The sequence below is a fragment of the Streptomyces sp. NBC_00483 genome (genome assembly GCF_036013745.1).
Lineage (GTDB): Bacteria > Actinomycetota > Actinomycetes > Streptomycetales > Streptomycetaceae > Streptomyces.
The window spans coordinates 21,760-41,764 of the sequence record NZ_CP107880.1 but is presented as its reverse complement, the minus strand read 5'-3'; the positions used below and the strand labels follow the sequence as shown (position 1 = coordinate 41,764).

Here is a 20,005-nt window from a genome sequence, read left to right as displayed (position 1 = left end):
GTCAAGGCCTTTTGCAAGGGTTGACGCGATGAGGAATGTAAGTATCACTTACAAGAACCGTCGAAACGGACCTCGTTCGACGACCCCGCTACTGGGAGGTGCGGCGTGCGCTACGGCGTCTTCTACTTCGGATCCATCGAGATGGCCGATGTCCAAAGCGGACAGTGGCTCCCGGCCGGCCAGCGTCGGGCCACTCGGGAGGAGGTGTGGCACGCGACCGAGCGCCTGCTCGAACTCGGCGTCCTGGCCGAGGAACTCGGCTACGACAGCTACTGGCTCGCCGAACACCACTTCCAGCACGAGGGATACGAGGTCATCCCCAACTCCCTGCTGCTCCAGGCGAATCTGGCCGCGCGCACCCAACGCATCCAGATGGGCGCGATGTTCAACATCGTTCCCCAATGGCATCCGCTGCGCCTCGCCGAGGACTTCAGCACCCTGCTGAACCTCTCCGGCGGGCGGGCCGTGCTCGGCGTCGGCCGCGGCACGGTGCCCCGCGAACTGCGCAGCCTCGCCGCGCACCAGGCGGACATCCACCTGGCCGAGGGCGACGCCCGGACCGCGGTCGACGAACAGAACCGCGAGGTGTTCGCCGAGTACATGGACATCATCCGCACCGCACTCGCGAACGAGACCTTCTCCTACAAGGGGAAGTACCTCGAGTTCCCGCCGCCGGGCACGACGGGACCGGACGGCCCGGTCGAATCACTGTCCCTGCTGCCCGGCCCGCTGCACCCGGTGGAGATCTGGCAGGCCGTCACCAGCCCGCCGACACTGGCCTACGCCGCCGAGGTCGGGCACGGCTGCGTCTGGTGGAACCAGCACCACTCGTTCATCGAGTCGCAGTGGAAGCGCTACGGCGAGCTCTACGCCGAACATCACAACGCCGAACTGCGCCCCGGCCAGAACCGCATCCTGGTCCTCCCGTTCCACATCGGGGACACCCACGAGCAGGCGTGGACGACGGGCCGGCGCGGTCACGACGAATTCTGGAACCTGCTCGCGCCGTTCGGCTGGAGCCGCGGCTACATGGGACCGGACGGCAAGCCGGCGCCCCCCGGACTCGTCCCCACCCTCGAAGACTCGACCGCGCAGAAGACCTGGGCCGTCGGCACCGCGGAGGAGGTCGCCGAACTCGTCGCCCACCACCGCGACGCACTCGGCCTGGAGCACCTGGTGCTGTTCCCGCACTTCCCCGGGCACACCTACGACATGGCCGCCGAACAGATGCGGCGCTTCACCGAGGAAGTCGTGCCACTGCTCGGCTGACGGGGCGGTAGGTACTCTTCTCCCGTGGCACGGAAACCGGTCGCAGACAGCCCCCGCCCCGAAGACGACCACCTCATGCAACTGTTGGGATTGCGGATCAGGGCCCTGCGTCGGGCTCAGAAGCTGACGCTGCAACAGCTCGGACAGAGCTCCGACCTGTCGCACGCGTTCCTCAGCCAGCTCGAACGCGGCCTCACCACGGCCAGCATCACCACGCTGAACCGGATCGCACGGACCCTGGACACCACGATCTCGGCCCTCCTCGCGCAACCGGCCGAGGAGGTGGTGGACGTGCTCCGCGAGGCCGACGGGATCCGGGTGCCCCGCACCGACGCCCCCAACGGGGCCGTCGTCCGCTCGCTGACGCGGCTGGACTGGCCGGTGGAGCCGCTCGAGTACACGGGCGGTCCGGCGGAGTTCGAGGACTACTTCCAGCACCCCGGCCACGAGCTGATCTACGTCGTGACCGGACAGATCGAACTCGACTTCGAGGGCGGCCGAAGGGAACGCCTCGGCCCGACGGAAGTCATCAGCTACCCCGGTTCACTCCCGCACCGGTGGCGGGTGCTCGACGACTCCGAGGTACGACTGTTGCTCATCGTCTCGCGGCAGTGAGTGCTTCCCGGCCGGGCGGCCATGGCCGTCGTGCAGCACTGTGCAGGACTGTGCAGCACGACGGCCATGGCCGCGTCAGTCGATGAGGTCGAGGGCCGCGGCGGCGATGCTGTCGGCGTCGATGCCGTGGTGGCGGTGGACGTCCTCCAGCGATCCGGACTGGCCGAAGCGGGTCACGCCGAGGGTGGTGACGGGCGTGTTCCTGATCGTGCCGAGGAAGGCGAGGGTGTGCGGGTGGCCGTCCAGGACGGTGACCATGGGGGTGGCACGCTCGGCGGGGAAGACCTGGTCCAGGATCCAGTGCGGGGTGCTTTCCCGGCCTTGACAGCGGCGCGCCTGACAGGCGCGGAAGAGCAGGTCGGGACTGGTGACGCAGATGACGTCGGCGCCGTACCCGAGGGCCGCGAGCCGATCGGCGGCGGCCAGCGCGTCCGGGACCATGGCGCCCATCGCGGCCACAGTGACGACGGGCGCACTGTGCTGCCGCAACCGGTACGCGCCGGCGGCCACTTGACGACGGCGGCGCTCGCGCGCCACCGAGTCGTCCGGCACGGCGGCGAGGGACTGGTTTACCGGGCGGGTGGAGAGCCGCACGTACGCCGAACTCCCCTCCGGCTTGCCGAGGTTCCCGAGCGCGGCGAGCAGGCACCACTCGGTGTCGATGGCGAAGGCGGGCTCGTAGCCCACACATCCGGGCTGCTCGATGGCGAGAGAGGGGGTGGTGATCGACTGATGCGCCCCGCCCTCCGGGGCGAGCGTGACGCCCGACGGGGTGCCGACCAGGATGGACTGCCCACCTGCGTACATACCGAACGACCACGGCTCCAGGGCCCGGTTGACGAAGGGGTCGTAGATCACGCCGATGGGCAGCAGTGGCTGTCCCCAGCGGTCCCAGGTGGTGCCGAGTTCGCCCAGGAGGCCGACGAGGTTGGTCTCGGCGATGCCCAGTTCCAGATGGCGGCCGGTGGGCTGCTCGCGCCAGTGGAGGATGGTCTCGGCATCGTCGGCGAACCAGTCGGCGTGCTCCGCCGGGGACCAGACACCGACCTTGTTCAGCCAGCCTCCCAGGTTGGTGGTGGAGCTGACGTCCGGGCTGACCGTCACGATCCGTTCCGCGGCCAGGGGCGCCCGGCGGGTCAGATCCAACAACGTCCGACCGAGGGCCTGTTGGGTCGCACCGGTACCCGTGGGGGCCGGGCGCCCGAGGTCGGACGGCACCTCCGGAGGGGCTTGGAGCTCGCGGGCGGGACGCCGCAGCCGTGTCGCGGCCGCCGCGCACAGTGCCGCTTCCTCCGAGCCCTCGCCGAAGCGGGACCAGGGGTTTTCCAGGTCCATTCCCAGACGCTGTGCGAGCGTGGCCATCTGATCGGCGGTCAGCAGCGACGAGTGGTTCTGCGGGTGCCCCTCGGTGGGCAGCCCGTGCCCCTTGACGGTGTAGGCGAACACGACGGTCGGGCGCGTGTCGTCGATGGCTTTGAACGCGTCGAGAAGCGAGCCGAAGTCATGCCCGCCCAGATTGCGCAGCGCGGACAGGAGCGACGCATCGTCCACCGAGGCGATCAGCTCGGCAATGGGCCCGGCGGTGGACCCGGAGCCGGGCAGCCGCTCCCGCAGTTCGGACGCGGTGCAGCGCAGCAGGCGCTGGTACTCGGGATTGCCCATCGCGTCGATACGGGTGCGCAGCGCGTCGCCGCCGGGGCGGGCGAACAACTCCCGCAGCAGACTCCCGTACTTGAGGGTCAGCACCTGCCAGCCCGCTGCCGCGAACATGCCCTGCAGCTTGTCCGCGGCGATGCCGGGGATGACACGGTCCAGGGACTGCCGGTTGAGGTCGACGATCCACACGACCTCGCCCAGACCCGGCACCATCGGATCGCGCAGCGCTTCCCAGACAGCACCTTCGTCCAGCTCGGCGTCGCCGAGGAGCGAGTACTGCCGTCCGGCGCCCGCACCGCCGAAGTGGCCGTCCACGTAACGGCGGGCGATGGCGCCCCACAGCGGGGCCGTGGCGCCGATGCCGACGGATCCGGTGGAGTAGTCCACCGGATCGGGATCCTTCGTGCGGCTGGGATAACTCTGCAGGCCACCGAAGGAACGCAGGGTGGTGAGCTGCTCCTCGTCCAGCTCACCCAACAGATAATTGATCGCGTGGAGCGCGGGAGAGGCGTGGGGTTTGACGGACACCCGGTCCTCGGCGCCGAGTTGGTGAAACCACAACGCCGTCATGATCGAGGTCATCGAGGCGCTGGACGCCTGATGCCCACCGACCTTCAGCCCTGACGGGTTGGGCCGCACCCGGTTCGCATGGTCGATGACCGCGGTCGACAGCCACAACACCCGTCGCTCTATGGCCTCCAGCGCCGTGAGTACGCCCCCGTGAACACCCCCGGCGTCTGTCGCGTCGACCGGCGTGCAGGGCGAGACCACAACGAACCACCTCCATTGAACACCCAGAACTCTGGATCTGGCTTTGTGATCCTGCAGTAGACCCATAGCCCCCTGGATGCACAAGATGTCACTCTCGATCTGAGCATTCTGCTCAATTCAACTCGGCACAGTGGGGAAGCACTTGAGCACAATGAACACCAAGCAGAGCCTTGACGGCACCGACGCGCAGATCCTGCTCGCGCTCGCGGCCGACCCCCGCGCGACCGTCGTCGCGCTGGCCGAACGCCTGGGAATGTCGCGCAACACCGTCCAGGCACGCCTGGCGAAAATGGAGCGGAACAACGCGCTCGGCGCTTTCGAACGCAGGATCACTCCCGGCGCACTGGGCTACCCCCTGACCGCTTTCGTCACCGCTCAGGTCGACCAGCATCGGCTGGCCGAAGTCTCCGGAGCGCTGGCCGAGGTTGCCGAGGTGGTGGAGGTCTTCGGCCTCAGCGGCGAAACCGACCTCCTGGTGAGGGTGGTGGCGACCGACGCCGAAGACCTGTACCGAGTGGCAGGCAAGATCCTCGCCATCCCCGGCATCGACCGCACTGCGACGGCATTGGCCATGCGCGAACTGGTGCCCTACCGCCTCACACCACTGCTCCGCCGCGCCGAGGCGAGCGGTGGTGGCCGGGGCGGCGGTGCGGGTGTGGGTCACCGGCCGATGTTGGTGCCCGCTGACGGCAGGTAGCGCGGTGCCCGCCATGCGGCGAGGCGGGTTTCCACCGATGCGCCGAGCGACAGCAACTTGCCGTCCTGGTGGTTTCCGGCCATCAGCAGGACGCCGACGGGCAATTCACCCACGAAGCCCGCGGGCACCGAGAGGGACGGGTATCCGGAGACTGCCGCCGGGGTGGACGACGGGATCACGTCGTTGTCGCCTCGCACGCATTCGGTTCTCCATGCGGGCGGGTTGGTCGGCGAGGCGATGGCGTCGAGGTGGTGGACGGCCATGGTCTCGTCGATGGAACGCCGGGAGAGATCTTTCAACTCCGCCCGCGTGGCCCGGTATTTCGGGTCGGTGGTCGACGGCGCGGCGAGGGCCTGCTCGAACAGTTCCTGTCCGGCAAAGCATGTCTGCTCTTCGGAATGGGTGCGGTTGAAGTCGATGAGCGCGGCGAGATCCCGCGGCCCGTCGCGGGTGGAGAGGTAGGTGTCGATGTCCCGGTGGAACTCGCTGAGCAGCGCCGGGAATTCGAGCTCGGCGAGCCGCTTCTGATACGGCGGCGTCACCTCGACGACCTCGGCGCCCGCCGCGCGTAGCTTCTTCGCCGTACGGGTCATCAGGGCGTCCACGTCGGATCCGAGCGACGGCAACCGCCACAGACCGATCCGCTTGCCCCGCAGGCCGTCGGGACCGGGCAGTGTATCCGTGGCGCGGGCCACGCCGCCTGAGCGGACGGCGCCGTCACCGCGGATCGCCGACAGGGTGAGCGCGGTGTCGGTGACGTTGCGGGCCATGGGGCCTGCGGTGTCCTGCTCGGCGGAGATCGGGACCACGCCGTCCTGGCTGACCAGGCCGAGACTGGGCTTGTGGCCGACGACCCCGTTCATGCCGGCGGGGCACACGATGGAGCCGTCCGTCTCGGTGCCGATCGCCACCTGGGTCAGCGTCGCGGCGAGCGCTGCGGCCGAGCCGGAGGAGGAACCGCAGGGGTTGCGGTCCAGTACGTAGGGGTTGTTGGTCTGCCCGCCCACCGCCGACCAGCCCGACGTCGGCTTTTCCGCACGGAAGTTCGCCCACTCGGAGAGGTTGGACTTGCCGAGGACGACCGCCCCGGCCTTCCGTAGCCGCGCCACCAGGTCGGCGTCGACACTGGGCGGTTTCCCGGCCAGCGCCAGCGACCCGGCCGTCGAGGACAGCCCGCGAGTATTCACGTTGTCCTTGATGAGGACAGGGATGCCGTCGAGCGGGCCGCGGACGGTGCCGCGCCGGTGTCGGGCGTCGCTGGCGGCGGCCTGGCGCAGCGCCGTCGGGTTGGTGCGCAGCACCGCGTGGATCTTGGGGTCGATGGTTCTGATTCGCTGCAGATAGGCGGTGGTCAGCGCCGACGAGGTCAGAGAACCCTTCGCCATGCGGGCCTGCAGTTGCGGGATCGTCACTGTGCCGAGGTCGACGCCCAGCGGCCTGTCCGTGCCGGCCGCCGACGGAAACGGCGCGATAACGAGAAGGGGCACCGCCAGCAGGAGGGCGCCCAGCGCAGTAACGCCTTTCTTCCTCAGGTCCCTCATGAGGCGTAGCGCACTACACACAGACTCCGCACCGCAAGGCCACCACATCGGCCACACGTCTCCGATCGCACCCAGCGGGCCACTCCCTGGCAGACAGTCAGCCATGCCGCCAGACAGAGCGATCCGTGGACCCTGGTGACCACTGTGGTCGCCGGCCGTTGGTTGGAACTGGTCCACGGTGCCCCGCCTGCCTGGTTTCTTCGTGGTCGTTGTCGGCCGGGTGCAGGGGGCGGTGTGGTGCCCACTGGTGGCCGGTGCTGCGTTTCGCTGTGGGGCTCTTTTGGCGGGTGTTGTGCTGGTTTTTTGGTCGGTGGTTGTTCTGGGGGTGCTGGTCCGAGGGTTTTGCCACGGCCGTGTGGGTGGTGGGTGGTGGGTTTCTGGGGGTGATTCTTTTGGTTGTGTGTGTGGGAGGTTCGGGTGGGGCTGGGAATTGTGTGGTGGGGGGTCTTTTGTTGGGTTGTGTGGGTGTTGCTGGGTGTGTTGTTGTGGTTGCGGGGTGTGTGTGGTGTTTGCAGGGTGGCGGGGTGTAGTGCTCGTCAACTGCAATCGCGAAAAGGTGGGTTATGCGTTTTTCCCGGAAAGTCGGTGTCTTGGGGTCCACCGTGTTGTGTGGTGCGCTCGCGTTGGGTGTGGCCGGTCCGGCCGGTCCGGCGTTCTCGTCGGTGATGGATTCGCGGGCCGGTGGTGTGTCCGGTGCGTCGGTTGCTCCGGTTCCGGGGGCGGATGCGCTGGCGAAGCAGAATGCGGCGCTGGCGGGGGCGGGCGCGGTCCTGCAGCCGGTGACCGGCCTTGTTGCCGGTGTGCTGAAGGCGCCCGGCGGGAAGCTGTCCAAGGAGGAGGCCGCCGGGCATGCGGCCGGCGTGAAGAAGGCGCTGGACGGTCTGACGGCCGGTGCGAAGGCGGCGGCTGACAAGGCGGGTGCGCCGGGTGCCCGCGGGCAGGCCCCGGGCGCCGAGCTTGTCGCGAAGGCGGCGGCGGACCTGCAGGCCAAGGTGGACGCTTTGGTGAAGGCGTCGGCTGCGGGGGATGCGAAGGCGACGGCTGCGGCGCTGCAGGCGACGTTGACCGGGACGGTGAATGTGGTGGTTGCGATCGTGCTCGGTGGTGATCTGCCGGCGCCGGACCTGAAGGGTCTGCCGAAGCTGCCGTCGCTGCCGGGTGTGTCGCCGGCGCAGACGCTGCCGTCGTTGTAGGTGCCTGGGGCAACTCGAGGCGGGGGAGGGGCCGGCCCGTTCGGGGCCGGCCCCTCCCTTGTGCGCGCGACCGTAAGCGGTCCGTTCACCGGTAGCCGGCAGAGCGCACCGGTATGGGTGGCTGGGCGATGCCGGTGCTGGCACACGACGTCAGGAGCGGTTGTGGCCGAGCTTCCTGTCCCGGGTCGGGGCGAGGGCGCATGCCGCTTCTGCTCGGCCGGCGGTTTGGGGCGTGAGGGCTTGCGGCCAAGGGGTTCCGTCTCGCCGGTCGCGCGCGGGGATCCTGTTCGCGTGCGTCCTGGTGCGGCCCGCGGGCGCCGAATTGCGTGGTGCCGGAGACGGGGACGGGGTGGATCCCTTTCCACCTCAACCGGGGGAAAGGTGCGCGGGCTTGGGCTGCAAGGCCACTTCCGCCACGCCGTCCCCACGGGTGGCGAAGCCGCGCCATTGCCGAAGGTTCTGTCGTCAAACTCCCGTCTGCCCGGCGGCGTCTGACACGCTCGCGGCGTTGCCGAAAGGCCTGAGTAGCTCCACGACGAGGGCTTTCCGGCGCCTTGCGGTCGCACGTTTCCCCAAGCTCTCGGCTTCGCTCGAGCAGGGGTGGCCCCATTAGGCACTGTTTCTCGGATCAGGTGCGGAGCCAGATGATGAGGGTTGCGAGTGTGACGGTGCCGAGGTAGATGTAGGCGCGTTTCTCGTAGCGGGTGGCGACGGCACGGAACCCCTTGAGGCGGTTGATGGCTCGCTCGACGGTGTTGCGCTTCTTGTAGTGCTCGCTGTCGAATCCGGTGGGCCGGCCGCCGCCCGACCCGCGATTCTTCCGGTGCCTTCGCTGGTCGACGCGTTCGGGGATGGTGTGTCGGATTCCGCGTCGGCGCAGGTAGCGGCGGTTGTTCCGGGACGTGTAGGCCTTGTCTGCCAGCACGCTGTCGGGTCGGCTGCGGGGCCGTCCAACCCCTTGGCGGGGCACCGAAATCAGCTCCAGTACCCGCTCGAGCTGAGGGCCGTCACCGTAGTGTCCGGGTGTCAGGACGAGGGTGAGGGGCCGGCATCGTCCGTCGGCGGCGAGGTGGATTTTGGTGGTGAAGCCGCCGCGGGAGCGTCCCAGGCATTCGCCGATCTGACCACCTCCTCCAGCCGGACGACCAATTTCCGCAGCACCGGATCGACCCGGTTCGTCCCCGCTGCCGCCCCCTTTGAGGCGTGGCGGGTGGAGACTGTTTCCTCGCGCCCGCGGCGTGCTGGTGAGCGCGTACTGCGGTGGAGTCCACCGAGACGTCCCAGTCGATGCGGCCCTCGGCATCAGCGGCGGCCTGGACGCGAGACAGCAGCATCACCCACGTCCCGTCCGCCGACCAGCGCCGATGCCGCTTGTAGACGGTCTCCCACGGACCGAACCGCTCGGGCAGGTCCCGCCACTGCACCCCCGTCCGCACCCGGTACAGCACTCCGTTGATCACCCGCCGGTGATCACTCCACCGGCCTCCGCGCGCACCACCACGAGGCAGCAACGACTCAAGCCGGTCCCACTCCGCATTCGTCAGATCCCCACGCCCCATCCACCCAGACTGGCCCCAACTCCCCACTCACGTAAGGAGATCCGAGAAACAGCCCCTAGGGGCTCTCGTTTGGATCACCGTGCGGACCAGAGGAAGATTCCGGCGACGTGGAGTCCGGCCAGGTAGATCGTGGCTGTCTTCTCGTAGCGGGTCGCGATGCCGCGCCACTGCTTGAGGCGGTTGATGCACCGCTCGACGGTGTTGCGCTGCTTGTATGCCTCACGGTCGAAGGCAGGTGGCCTGCCGCCGTCACTTCCTCGCCGCATGCGATGACGGAGCTGGTCCGCCGGGGCCGGAATGACGGTGCGGATGCCGCGCCTGCGCAGGTGGTCTCGGATCGCGCGTGAGGAATAGGCCTTGTCGGCCAGGACCATGTCGGGTCTGGTGCGGGGCCGTCCCCGGTGTCGTGGAACCCGCAGACGGGCCATGACTGCTGTGAACGCGGGTGCGTCGCCGGCCTGTCCGGCGGTCAGGACGAAGGCCAGAGGCCGGCAACGGCCGTCGCAGGCCAGGTGGATCTTTGTGGTCAGTCCGCCGCGGGAGCGGCCGATGGCGTGGTCGGCCGGTTCGCCAGCCGGGGCCCCTTTTTGCGGGCCCCGGCCGCGTGCTGGTGGGCGCGCACGATCGTGGAGTCCACGGAGACGGCCCAGTTAAGGTCCTCGTCGGCGTCGGCCTGGGCCATCAGCGCGGTGAAGACGCGTTCCCAGGTGCCGTCGATGGCCCACATCCGCAGCCGGTTGTAGACGCCTCGCCAGTTGCCGTACCGCTCCGGCAAGCACATCCACGGGGTGCCGGTCTGGAACTTAAAGGCGATCGCATCGATCACCTCGCGGTGGTCTCGCCACCGGCCGCCCCGCTTCGGCGCCCGGTCGGGGAGTAACGGCTCAATCCGCGCCCACTGCACGTCAGTCAACGACACACCCGGACCAACGATCAGATGATCTGAACGAAACGGCCTAGGCCGCCGGGCCGCCCTTGGGGCGACGACGGGAGTTTGACGACAGGTCTTAAGAAGGCTGACGCGCCGCTCGATGGTGTAGTGCTGCGTGTGTGTCTCGCGCTCGGGAGCCGGTGGCCTGCTGTGCCGTGTCCGGCCGCGGGGGTGGGGCCGGCCGGGACCGGAGCGACGGTGTACCGCGTGTGGCCTGGTTCACGTCATACGGCGGCGGATGCCCGTCTGCTCGAGGGCCGGTCGGTGCGCCGGGGCGGGCGATCAAGTGCCGGCCCCGGCGTGGGGCGGTGTGGTCAGGGTCGTGGCTCGTCGAGGTACTGGTCGGCCCAGGCGCTGATGATGTGCGCGGCGCGCTGCGCCTGTCCCCGCGCGGTCAGCAGGTGGTCGGCTCCTTCGAGGGAGATGAAACTGCGGGGGTGGCGGGCTTCCTGGAAGATTTCCGCGGCGTTGTCGATGTCGACGGTGGAGTCGGTGGGGGAGTGCGCGACCAGCAGCGGAAGGTTCAGTTCGCCGATCGTCTCGCGCAGATGCGCCTTGCGGACGTCCTCGACGAAGGCACGTTTGAGGACGAGGGTGCGCCCGCCCACGAACCATTCGTGGGAGCCCTCGCTGAGTACGCGGTCCAGGACCGTGTCGTACTGGCGCTCGACGTGGCTGGGGTCGACGGGTGCGGCGATGGTGGCGAGGGCGCGCAGGCCGGGGATGTCGCGGGCGGCGGCGAGGGCGGCGGCGCCGCCCCAGGAGTGGCCGACCAGCAGATCCACGGGAGTCCCGCGCTCGGCCATGAAGGCCGCGGCTTGGATGGTGTCCTGGACCTTGACGGTGAAGGAGCCGTCTCCCCAGTCGCCGTCGGAGTCGCCGATGCCAAGGTTGTCGAAACGCATCGTTCCGATGCCCTCGCGGGCCAGCTGCTTGCTGACGCGGGAGGCGGCCGGCGAGTCCTTGCCGAGGGTGAAGCCGTGCGCGAAGAGTCCCCAGCCGCGGACCTCGCCCTCCGGCAGGTCGATCACTCCGGCCAGTTCGGGGCCGACGACGCTGGGGAATCTCACTTTTTCTTTCATCTGTGGTGCTCACCTAGGCAGGAACCGGTCGGGGGACAGGGCGCGCGTGGCACCGGCCGGTGCCACGCGCGAGCCGGTGAGCAGCATGTCACGCGCTGATCACTCCTCTCGACAGTTCAACTGTTGACCGCTCAGGGGGGAGGGCCGGGCGGCCCCCGCCGGCGCACACGGTCCGGCGGGCACCGGGCACCGGGCACCGGGCGGCGGGCACCGGCCCGGGCGGGCACCGGGCCGGCACATACCGGGCCGGGCGGGTGCCGGTCCGGCGTATAGCGGTCCGGCGGGTGCCGGTCCGGTGGTTTCGCCGGGTGGCGGTGGCGTGGTGTGTGGAGCAGGGGTGGTGTGGCTGGGCCGAGGGGGAGTCGGGGCCGGGCCCGCCGGGTACCGCGCCCGGACGGCCCGGACGGCCCGGACGGCCCGGACAGCCCGGACAGCCCGGACGGTCCGGGCGGTCCGGGTGGCGGCAGTGGCCTGCTCGTGGGTGTCGTTGTCTGTGCCGGTCGTTAGCTGTACGGCGTTGCCGGGAAGTGCCATCACCACCGGTGCGCGGCCACAGCGCTGCACGGGCGGCCCCTGAACAGCCCGCCTTCCCCCGTTCGTACGCTTTCCGTACGGTCGATGTACGCGATGTGTGCGGTTGGTGGGGTAGGGTCTGGGTCGGGAGGTGTTCCATGTCCGAGTCCGAGTCCGGGTCCGGGTCCGGGGCTGAGTCCGGGGCTGATTTGTTTGATGCGGTCGATGCGCTGGTGGCGTCGCGTGCGTCGTTGCCGCCCGCGCAGGAGCGCAAGCGGTTGCGCGTGGCGCATGGTCTGACGCTGGATCAGGTGGCGGTGGCGTTGAAGGTGCGGCGGGCCACGGTGTCCGGCTGGGAGTCGGCGAAGAAGCCGACGGAGCCGCGTGGTCCGGAGCGGGAGGCGTATGCGCGGCTGCTGGGCCGGCTCGCGGAGCTTTATCCCGCCCCGGCGGAACCGGGCGCGCCGGTGTCCGCCGCGTTCACCGTCGCGCCCGGTCCGGCGCACGCGCGGAGTCTGTCCCCGGGCCGGGCCCCCGGGGCTGCGGCCGTGACTGCAGCCGAGACTCGCCAGCCCCAGCCCCAGCCCCAGCCCCAGCCCCAGCCCCAGCCCGCGGCCCCGGCTGCGACGGCTTCGGCCCCGGATCCCGCGGCCGCGGTCGTGTCCGGGGCTGGGACGGCTCCGGCTCCGGGCCCCGCGCGGCGTGCGGCGCGGAGCGCCGGGCCGTCGTCGACGCCGCGCCGCCCCGGTGCGAAGAAGCCGGCCCCGGCGGCGAACTCCCCGGCCCCGGCGGCCGATTCCCCGGCGCCGGCGGCGAACACCCCGGCGCGGGCGGCGGATTCCCCGGCCCCGGCGGCCGGTACCGCGGTGGCCGGTACCGCGGTGGCCGGTGCCGGTGCCGGTGCCGGTGCGCGGTTCGCGAACGGCCCGCTGGCTGTCGTCGATGTCGATGCGGAGGGGCGGGTGGTGGCGTACTGCACCGGTGGTCTGGTCCTGGACGTGCCCGCCAGGTCGATGCCGGCCCTGGTGGAGTGGACGCTGACGGAGGCGGAGCTCGGGCAGCCGAAGCTGTCCGGGCCGGGCAAGGACGCCGACCCGCTGCTCGTGCTCACCGAAGCCGCGCTGGAGCGTTACGGTCTCCCGGCCGCCCTCACGGAACAGGAACGGCTGGCCGGCCGTCTCCCGGACAGCCACCGGGCCGTCAGGCAGCTGGCCCGCGCGGACTGGAAGCTGACCAAGCGCGGCTTCGGGCCCTGGGCACGCATCTACCGGCCCGCCACGGGTACGGAGCGGGCGTGTGTGCAGCTGTGCATCCCGTCCTGGCAGGCGCTGGACACCCGGCACTGGGACACGGCCGGACAGCTCCCGCCAGCCGAACTCGCCCGCGTCCTGGGCGTGTACGCCTCGCGGGTGATGACGCCGCGCGGTTCGACGGCGGTGACCGGTCTGGAGCTGATGACCGCGCTGCACCCGCCGACGCGGGCCTCGGGTCCGGACGGCGACGGTATCCGGCACTCCGAGCACAATCCCGGCTCGCTGGGCAGGGATCCGGTCGATCCGGCGCCGTGCGAGGCCCCCGACGGCCACCCGCTGCTCAGGGACCTGCCCCGTTTCCACGTCCGCGGCCCCGGCGAGAAGCTGTTCGAGGAGGCCCTGGACTGGGCGCGGCCGATGACGGACGCCGAGTGCACGCTGCGTCATCTGGTCGGCATCGACGTCAATATGGCCTTCGCGGCCGGCGCCAACGGCCTCCATGTCGGCCTCGGCGCGCCTGCGCATGTCACGGACCCGGTCTTCGACGCGAAGCTGCCCGGCAGTTGGCTGGTGGATCTCTCCCACGTCGATCTGTCGAGGGTGAAGACCGGCAGGGACCGGTGGGTGGAGCTGGACGGTTCGCTGCTGCCCTCCCCGTTCACACCGAAGGGCGAACGGCCGACGGGGCCGGCCTGGTATGCGACCCCGACCGTCGCCTACGCGGCCGAGCTCGGCTACGAGGTCCGCCCAATCGAGGCGTGGGTGCGCTACGACAGCGGCCGCTATCTGGACGGCTGGTACCAGCGGCTGCGCGACGCCTACCTCGCCACGATGGCCGACCTCGGCGTCGCCGCGGACCTGCCGCCCGGGGACTTCCTGGCGGCGATGGACGGCTACCGGGACCGCGACCCCCAGCTGGCGATCGTCGGCTCGGCGATCAAGGCGACCGTGAAGGGTGGTCTGGGCAAGCTGCGCGAGCGTCCCCGCGGGGAGGGCTGGCGGCCGGGCGAGCCGTGGCGCGCGCTGGCCCGCCCGACCTGGCGCCCGGACATCCGCGCGGCGGTCATCGCCCGCACCCGCATCAACCTGCACCGCAAGATCGTCAAGCATGCGGCGTTCACGGGGCAGTACCCGGTTGCGGTGCTGTCCGACTGTGTCGTCTACGCCGCGGGCGGGCCGGGTCCGCTGGATTTCCTGCCCTACCGGGACGGCAAGCCGCTGCCCGGCGGTTTCCGGCTCGGCATCAACCCCGGCCTGGTCAAGCACGAGGGCACCCAGTCCGTTTTGTGGGGTGAGGAGGTCCGCGAGCGGTTTGACGCCCCGGAGCTGAACCTCGCCCGTTACATCAAGGACGGCACCGTCACCGACGCCGACACCGGTGAGCAGGGGAGGGGAGGGCGATGAGCCTGTTCGCCGATGGTCTGGACGCCGCGGTGCAGAAGGCGTTCACGCGCCCGGCACCCAAGAGGGCGGGCCCGCAGATGCGCTACCTGGTCAGACAGCTGGGCGGCACCAGGAAGGCGGCCCAATTGCTGGGCGTCTCCCAGCGCACCGTCGAGCGCTATGTGAAGGACCAGATCAAAAAGCCCCGCCCGGATCTCGCCGCGCGCCTGGAACGCGAGGTGAAGAGGCGCTGGCAGCCGCAGGTCCGCGCCAAGGCGCGGCAGAAGGCGGCCAGCACGGACGGCCTCGTCATCGACACCCGCGCCCGCATGGGCTACACCGCCCCGATCGGCACCACCGACCAGGACCGCATCCGGCACCTGACCGTCGCGCTGCCGCCCGTCCACGCCGGCCGCCTCTTCGATGCCCGGCAGGCCGGCGCCTCCGATGAGGAACTCCGCCGGATCGCGGCCGACGCGCTGCGCGAGGTGTACTTCCAGGACGGCGGCCGCCGCGCGGGCAGCCTGGAAGAGGTCCGCTTCACCGATATCGAGCACCTGGAGTTCGACCTGTAGCGGCCGTTGCTCCGAACAGCCCGCGGGGGCCTGCCGGACGGCCCCGCGGGCAGGCGCGCCGTGCCCGCGGCATCCGGCCCTGCCGGCGACGGGCGGCCACGGGCCCGTCCCCACGCGCCTGCCGCTCGCACAGCTGCTGGATGGGGGGCAGGGCGGTCTTCGCCGCCCGGCGTGCCGGAGCACCCGGGCCCGTCTGCCGGCCGGCAGGGTGTGAGCCGCCCGCGTCCGTCCGCGTCCGCTCGTGTCCGCCGTACGTACCGCCGGTCCCGGCCGTGCCGGCACGGGAACCGGCGGCGTTCCTCGGCCCGGTGCGTGAGCGGCTTCCCGAAGCCTGAAACGGCCCCTTCTGCCGGACGGTCCGGCCCCGTCGCAGACTGCGGCTGGAGCAGGGAAGACAGAGGGGGCAGCAGAGGATGATCCGGGATCGTCCCCGAAGCCGAAGCCGAAGCCGAAGCCGAAGCCGAAGCCGAAGCCGAAGCCGAAGCCGAAGCCGAAGCCGGGTTCCCGGTCCGCATCCACGTCCTCCTCTGTGCGCGCTGGAATGACGTCCTGGCCCGGCGCGCCCATTTCCTGCCTCGTCCTCCCAACCACCCGGCCACCTGGCACCGGCAGTTCCTGGAGCGAGGGCCTGGGGCCGGCCGGCAACGTGGCCGCGACGGGTACCGGCCAGGTCCTGGCCACGTGCCCGGCAGCCACAGCCCGGTGATGGACCGCGAAGTCCTGGTCCGTGGGCTCCTCGCAGCAGGCGTCAACAGGCAGGGAGGAACGGGGGAACGGGTGCCCGGATGCATGGGACGCCGCCGGGGAGCCCTCGGGCCGCGCGCCGGCGGAACCTCGCCGCCCTCGCCGCGCCCGCCGAACGGCCCGGGAGGAGGCGGAGGCGATCGCCGGCGGTCCGGCCCGGCGGCCTCGCCTCAGGGACGGGCCCCGGCAGTGCCCATCACATCGGGCTTGCGGGCCAGGAGGCAGGCGTGCGGCCTGGTCACGTGTTGGCCGGGTTCCTGTTCCAGTCGTGCGGTGACGGCGAGGCCGGCCTGCTCCAGCAGGCCGGCCATGCGGTCCAGGGGCAGGAGGTACGACTCGTAGGACACCGGTCGGCCGTGGCCGTGGGTCGGCTGCAGCCGCTCGTTGCCGACGTAGTCTCCCCAGAGCAGGTGGCCGCCGGGCGCGAGCGTGCGGTGGAACTCGGCGAACACCGCCGGCAGCCATTGCGGGGGCGTGTGATGGGTGGAGTACCAGGCCAGGATGCCGCCGAGTTCGCCGTCCCCCGTCTCCAGCGCGGTCATCGAGCCCTCGGTGAACCGCAGCTTTGGGTAGGCGCTTCTGGCCGGCCCGACCATCTTCGGCGACAGGTCGACACCGAAGGCGGGCACCCCCGGTCCGGCCAGGTGCGCCGTCACGCGGCCGGGGCCGCACCCCAGGTCCGCGACCGGCCCCAGAGCGGCCATCCGCACGAGTTCGGCGAACCCGGCCGGCATCGCGCGGGACAGCGGGTCCATCTCGGCCGGCGACGGGACGCGTTGGACGTAGTCGGCGGCGACCGTGTCGTAGGACTCGCGGACGGCGGTCAGGTAGGAGAGCTCAGCCACGCGGGCGACCCCAGAGCAGACAACTGACAGGCCGTGCCACGCCCTTCGGCCGGCCTGCGCAACGCCCACCACTGTCGCCCCCAGCCGCCACCCCACCCCGCCCCGGTGATCGTTCCCGGCCACGGCACGGCGGCCACCGCCATGCCCTCCATCCCCTCCCCGGAAAGTCCGGCGCCGCACGGCACCCCGCCCGCTGAGAAGCTGCGCGACACACCCCCTGTCTTGCTCTTGCTGCAGATCGGGTGGTGCTTGGCCGCGGATGGCGCTCTGCTCAGCGGCACAGCGTTCCCGGACGGCGAGCCGCACCCGGCAGCATCTGGCCGGCCGGGTGCGGGCCTTGGCTTGCATCAGTGCCCGGGTGCGGCTCCAGCGGTGCCCGGCGAACCCGAACGCCCGCGTGGGGGGCCGGCACTTCACCGTCGCGCGGAGCAGCACGGGGCGGGCGGTTGCCTCAGGCGGTCGGGTCCCACAGGCCGCCGGCTTCACCGCGGGCGAGGTGTTCGGCGTAGACGCCGGTCTTCCAGGCGATGAGGGACCGGCATTCCTCCAGGGCCTGGATCTGTGCGTCGACGCGTCGGCGGTGGGTGTCCAGCAGCCGCAGACGTTGCTCCTCGTTGCCCGGTCCGTGGCGGACGAGTTCGGCGAAGTGTTTGAGGTCGGCGAGCGGCATGCCGGATGCGCGGAGCTTGACGCAGATCAGCAGCCAGTCGACATCGAGGGCGGTGTAGCGCCGGCGGCCGCCGGATGTGCGCTGGAGAGGCCCGACGAGCAGGCCCTCGCGCTCGTAGAAGCGCAGGGCGTGCACGCTCAGCCCGGTCCGTTCGGCGACCTCGCCGATGCCCAGCGACTGCATAGGAGCCCCGGTGCTGGTCATGCCGCTCACTCCCGGACTTGATCTAGACCTTGCTCTAGATCGTAGCGTCCACGGCATGTCCTTCACCGATCAGCAGCAGCCCCGCGGCTCGCCCTTCTCCGCCTCCAGCACCGCCGAAGACGTCATGGCCGGCCTCGACCTCTCCGCAAGGACGGCCGTGGTGAGCGGGGGCTACTCGGGGCTCGGCCTGGAGACCACCCGGGCGCTGGCGGCCGCCGGAGCCCGGGTCATCGTTCCCGCACGCCGCCCCGACGCTGCCCGTGCCGCGCTGAAGGAGGTGAACAACTGCGAGGTCATTGCCATGGACCTGGCCGACCTCGCCGGTGTCCGCGCAGCCTGCGCGTACATCGGCGACCGTTTCGGGCGGCTCGATCTCCTGATGGCTGTCGCCGGGGTCATGGCCACAGCGCAGCGGCGCGTCGGGCCCGGCTGGGAGGGCCAGCTCACCGCCAACCACTTCGGGCACTTCACCCTCGCCTGCGAGCTCTACCCGCTGCTGGCCGCCGCGGACGGCGCGCGCGTCGTCGTCAACAGCTCCGCCGGACACGCCCTGACCGGCATCCGCTGGCACGATCCGCACTTTCGTACCGGCTACGACAAGTGGCTGGCCTACGGCCAGGCCAAGACCGCCAACGCCCTGTTCGCGGTCCACCTCGACGCCGTCGGGCAGGGCGACGGGGTGCGGGCCTTCGCCCTGCACCCCGGCAGGATCATCACCGCTCTCCAGCGGGAGATGACACTCCGGGAGCAGATCGACCGCGGCTGGGTGGACGAGCACGGCACGGTCATCGGCGACGGTTTCAAAACCCCCTCCCAGGGGGCCGCCACCGGCCTGTGGGCCGCCACGTCCCCGCTCCTCGCCCACCGGGGCGGCCTCTACCTGGAGGACTGCGACGTCGCCCGCGTCTGCGCCCCCGGCACCCCCATGGACGACGGCGGCGTCCGCGCCCACGCCGTCGACCCCGGCGAGGCGGCCCGGCTCTGGGACCTGTCCCTCGCCGCGACCGGCGCCACGCCGATCACCTAGCCACCCGGGAGCCACCCCGGGAGCCCCGGCGGATCAGCGCCGAGGCCACGCGGCCACCGGAGCACCCCAACAACCAGGACCAGCAGCCGAGCAGACGCACCCCTGGGCCGCATCAGCAGACACACCCCTGGGCCGCATCACCGGACAGAACCCGGACCCGCAGACACGGCAGGCCCGGCAGACACGGCAGGCCCGGCCGGCGCAGAGCCGGGCGCGGCGCGGGACTCCAGGTCCTTCTCCGGCCGAGGCCAAGGTCCCGCCACAGCCGGGCAGTTACTCCCTATATGCGCACTTTCAAGGCGCTGTCACATGTCTGTGATGTTCTGTGCGGAATGCCTTGATGTGTGCCGCCTAGCTTCATGAGTACGCGGTCCACACGACGCGTTCGACTCAGCCAACTCAGCCAACTCGTTCGACTCGCTCGACTTGTTCGACTCATGGAAAGGGGCCGGCGCATGCAGACCTCTCGTATTCTCCGCACGTCTCTGGCATCCGCCGTTCTCGGCCTCGGTGCCGTGACCGCCGTCGCCGCCACCGCCGAGGCCGCTCCGGCGTCCACTGGGCCCGCGGCCGCCGCCTCCGCCGCCCAGCACACTGCCACGGCGGGCCGTACCCAGACCCTGCCGCTCAGCGACGGCAGCACCGCGCATGTCACCCGGCTGGCGAACCACACCTACCAGGCCTGGATCACGCACAAGGGTGTGCGGATCGCGGCGCTGGACTCCGCGCACAAGACCCAGCGCGTGCACGGCTACACGTATGCGCTCAACCAGGCGAACGGCTTCGTCGGCGTGGTGCACCCAGGCGGCTGGCACAGCGAGCAGAACGTGCCCCAGCACCCGGCGAAGAAGCACCACAAGAACAACGACCACCAGAACAAGCACCACAAGAACAACGACCACCAGAACAAGCACCACAAGAACCAGACCGGCAAGACCCACGACATACGGCTCGCGGACGGCGCCACCGCCCACGTCACCAAGCTGGCGAACGGCACCTACCAGGCCTGGATCACCCGGCACGGGGTGCGCATCGCCGCCCTGGACGCCGGTCACAGCACGGCCCGCGCCCACGGCCACCACTACACGCTGAACGCCCACACCGGAGCCGTCCACCTGCGCTGACACTCCCGCAGCCCCCACCCCTGCCCCCCACCCCTGCCCCCTGCCCCCTGCTCTCTGCTCTCTGCGCCCGCGGGGGAGGGCGGGGGCGGGGCCGTGACAGTCCGGACACGGTGCCCGAGCCACGCCGTTCGCGGGAGGGGGGTGCAGACACCCGTGCGCTGCGGCCGGCCCACGGCGCACGGCGCACGCAGCACCCGGTCCACGTGCCTCGAGCGCGAAGCCGCTCGCCGCGCCGAGCGGCTCGCTGAGAGAAGAGAGCAGGGGGGGGGGCGGCGCCGCGATTCCGGGGTACCACCGCTCCCGCAGCCGGGGTGTCCTGCCGGCCGAGACCTCGGCCCCTCCACTGCGGCTGC

Annotated in this window: 13 protein-coding genes and 2 pseudogenes; 8 read left to right on the top strand and 7 right to left on the bottom strand. The window is 71.0% G+C overall.

What is annotated here, in order from left to right; genetic code table 11:
• The first annotated feature begins 105 nt into the window (after positions 1–105).
• Complete coding sequence (locus tag OHA73_RS00210; RefSeq protein ID WP_266718556.1) at positions 106–1,269, top strand: LLM class flavin-dependent oxidoreductase; 1,164 nt, start codon at positions 106–108, stop codon at positions 1,267–1,269.
• A gap of 24 nt (positions 1,270–1,293) precedes the next feature.
• Entirely contained in the window at positions 1,294–1,884 is a 591-nt protein-coding gene (locus tag OHA73_RS00205; protein WP_266718558.1) for a helix-turn-helix domain-containing protein, read from the top strand.
• Between the two features lie 75 nt (positions 1,885–1,959).
• Here the strand turns inward: OHA73_RS00205 and OHA73_RS00200 are convergent, their stop codons facing one another.
• A complete protein-coding gene (locus OHA73_RS00200) occupies positions 1,960–4,221 on the bottom strand; it encodes a transketolase-like TK C-terminal-containing protein (RefSeq protein ID WP_327653721.1) in 2,262 nt (753 codons plus the stop codon).
• A 241-nt stretch (positions 4,222–4,462) separates the two neighbouring features.
• Here OHA73_RS00200 and OHA73_RS00195 point away from each other — a divergent pair, with 241 nt between their 5' ends.
• On the top strand, positions 4,463–5,008 hold the full coding sequence (locus OHA73_RS00195) for an Lrp/AsnC family transcriptional regulator (protein WP_266718561.1): 546 nt from the start codon (positions 4,463–4,465) through the stop codon (positions 5,006–5,008).
• Here the strand turns inward: OHA73_RS00195 and OHA73_RS00190 are convergent.
• Positions 4,972–6,549, bottom strand: a complete 1,578-nt coding sequence (locus OHA73_RS00190; RefSeq protein ID WP_327653720.1) for an amidase — start codon at positions 6,547–6,549, stop codon at positions 4,972–4,974. The two genes, OHA73_RS00195 and OHA73_RS00190, sit on opposite strands and share 37 nt — an antisense overlap.
• A 590-nt stretch (positions 6,550–7,139) precedes the next feature.
• Here OHA73_RS00190 and OHA73_RS00185 point away from each other — a divergent pair.
• On the top strand, positions 7,140–7,742 hold the full coding sequence (locus OHA73_RS00185) for a hypothetical protein (RefSeq protein WP_327653719.1): 603 nt from the start codon (positions 7,140–7,142) through the stop codon (positions 7,740–7,742).
• Positions 7,743–8,370: 628 nt separating this feature from the next.
• On the opposite strand, the pseudogene OHA73_RS00180 reads toward OHA73_RS00185, so the two are convergent.
• The 3 genes and pseudogenes from OHA73_RS00180 to OHA73_RS00170 form a co-directional block, all read right to left on the bottom strand.
• Positions 8,371–9,301, bottom strand: a pseudogene (locus OHA73_RS00180) (IS5 family transposase).
• Positions 9,302–9,375: 74 nt separating this feature from the next.
• Positions 9,376–10,235: pseudogene (locus OHA73_RS00175) on the bottom strand (IS5 family transposase).
• A gap of 311 nt (positions 10,236–10,546) precedes the next feature.
• Positions 10,547–11,302, bottom strand: coding sequence for an alpha/beta hydrolase family protein (locus OHA73_RS00170; protein ID WP_327653718.1), 756 nt, complete (start codon positions 11,300–11,302; stop codon positions 10,547–10,549).
• Positions 11,303–11,985: 683 nt separating this feature from the next.
• Here OHA73_RS00170 and tap point away from each other — a divergent pair.
• Together tap and tpg are read left to right on the top strand one after the other, a co-directional pair.
• Positions 11,986–14,484 carry a telomere-associated protein Tap gene (gene tap, locus OHA73_RS00165; protein WP_327653717.1) on the top strand — a complete coding sequence of 833 codons (2,499 nt, stop codon included), beginning with the start codon at positions 11,986–11,988 and terminating at the stop codon, positions 14,482–14,484.
• Entirely contained in the window at positions 14,481–15,038 is a 558-nt protein-coding gene (tpg, locus tag OHA73_RS00160; protein ID WP_267072664.1) for a telomere-protecting terminal protein Tpg, read from the top strand. The genes tap and tpg overlap by 4 nt, the downstream gene beginning before the upstream one ends.
• Before the next feature lie 914 nt (positions 15,039–15,952).
• Here the strand turns inward: tpg and OHA73_RS00155 are convergent.
• Both OHA73_RS00155 and OHA73_RS00150 read right to left on the bottom strand, forming a co-directional pair.
• Entirely contained in the window at positions 15,953–16,627 is a 675-nt protein-coding gene (locus tag OHA73_RS00155; RefSeq protein ID WP_327653716.1) for a class I SAM-dependent methyltransferase, read from the bottom strand.
• A 451-nt stretch (positions 16,628–17,078) separates the two neighbouring features.
• On the bottom strand, positions 17,079–17,501 hold the full coding sequence (locus OHA73_RS00150) for a MerR family transcriptional regulator (RefSeq protein WP_267072666.1): 423 nt from the start codon (positions 17,499–17,501) through the stop codon (positions 17,079–17,081).
• A 55-nt stretch (positions 17,502–17,556) separates the two neighbouring features.
• Between OHA73_RS00150 and OHA73_RS00145 the strand changes: the two genes are divergently transcribed.
• Both OHA73_RS00145 and OHA73_RS00140 read left to right on the top strand, forming a co-directional pair.
• Complete coding sequence (locus OHA73_RS00145) at positions 17,557–18,528, top strand: oxidoreductase (protein WP_327653715.1); 972 nt, start codon at positions 17,557–17,559, stop codon at positions 18,526–18,528.
• A 455-nt stretch (positions 18,529–18,983) separates the two neighbouring features.
• Positions 18,984–19,652, top strand: a complete 669-nt coding sequence (locus OHA73_RS00140; protein ID WP_327653714.1) for a hypothetical protein — start codon at positions 18,984–18,986, stop codon at positions 19,650–19,652.
• Positions 19,653–20,005: the final 353 nt, after the last annotated feature.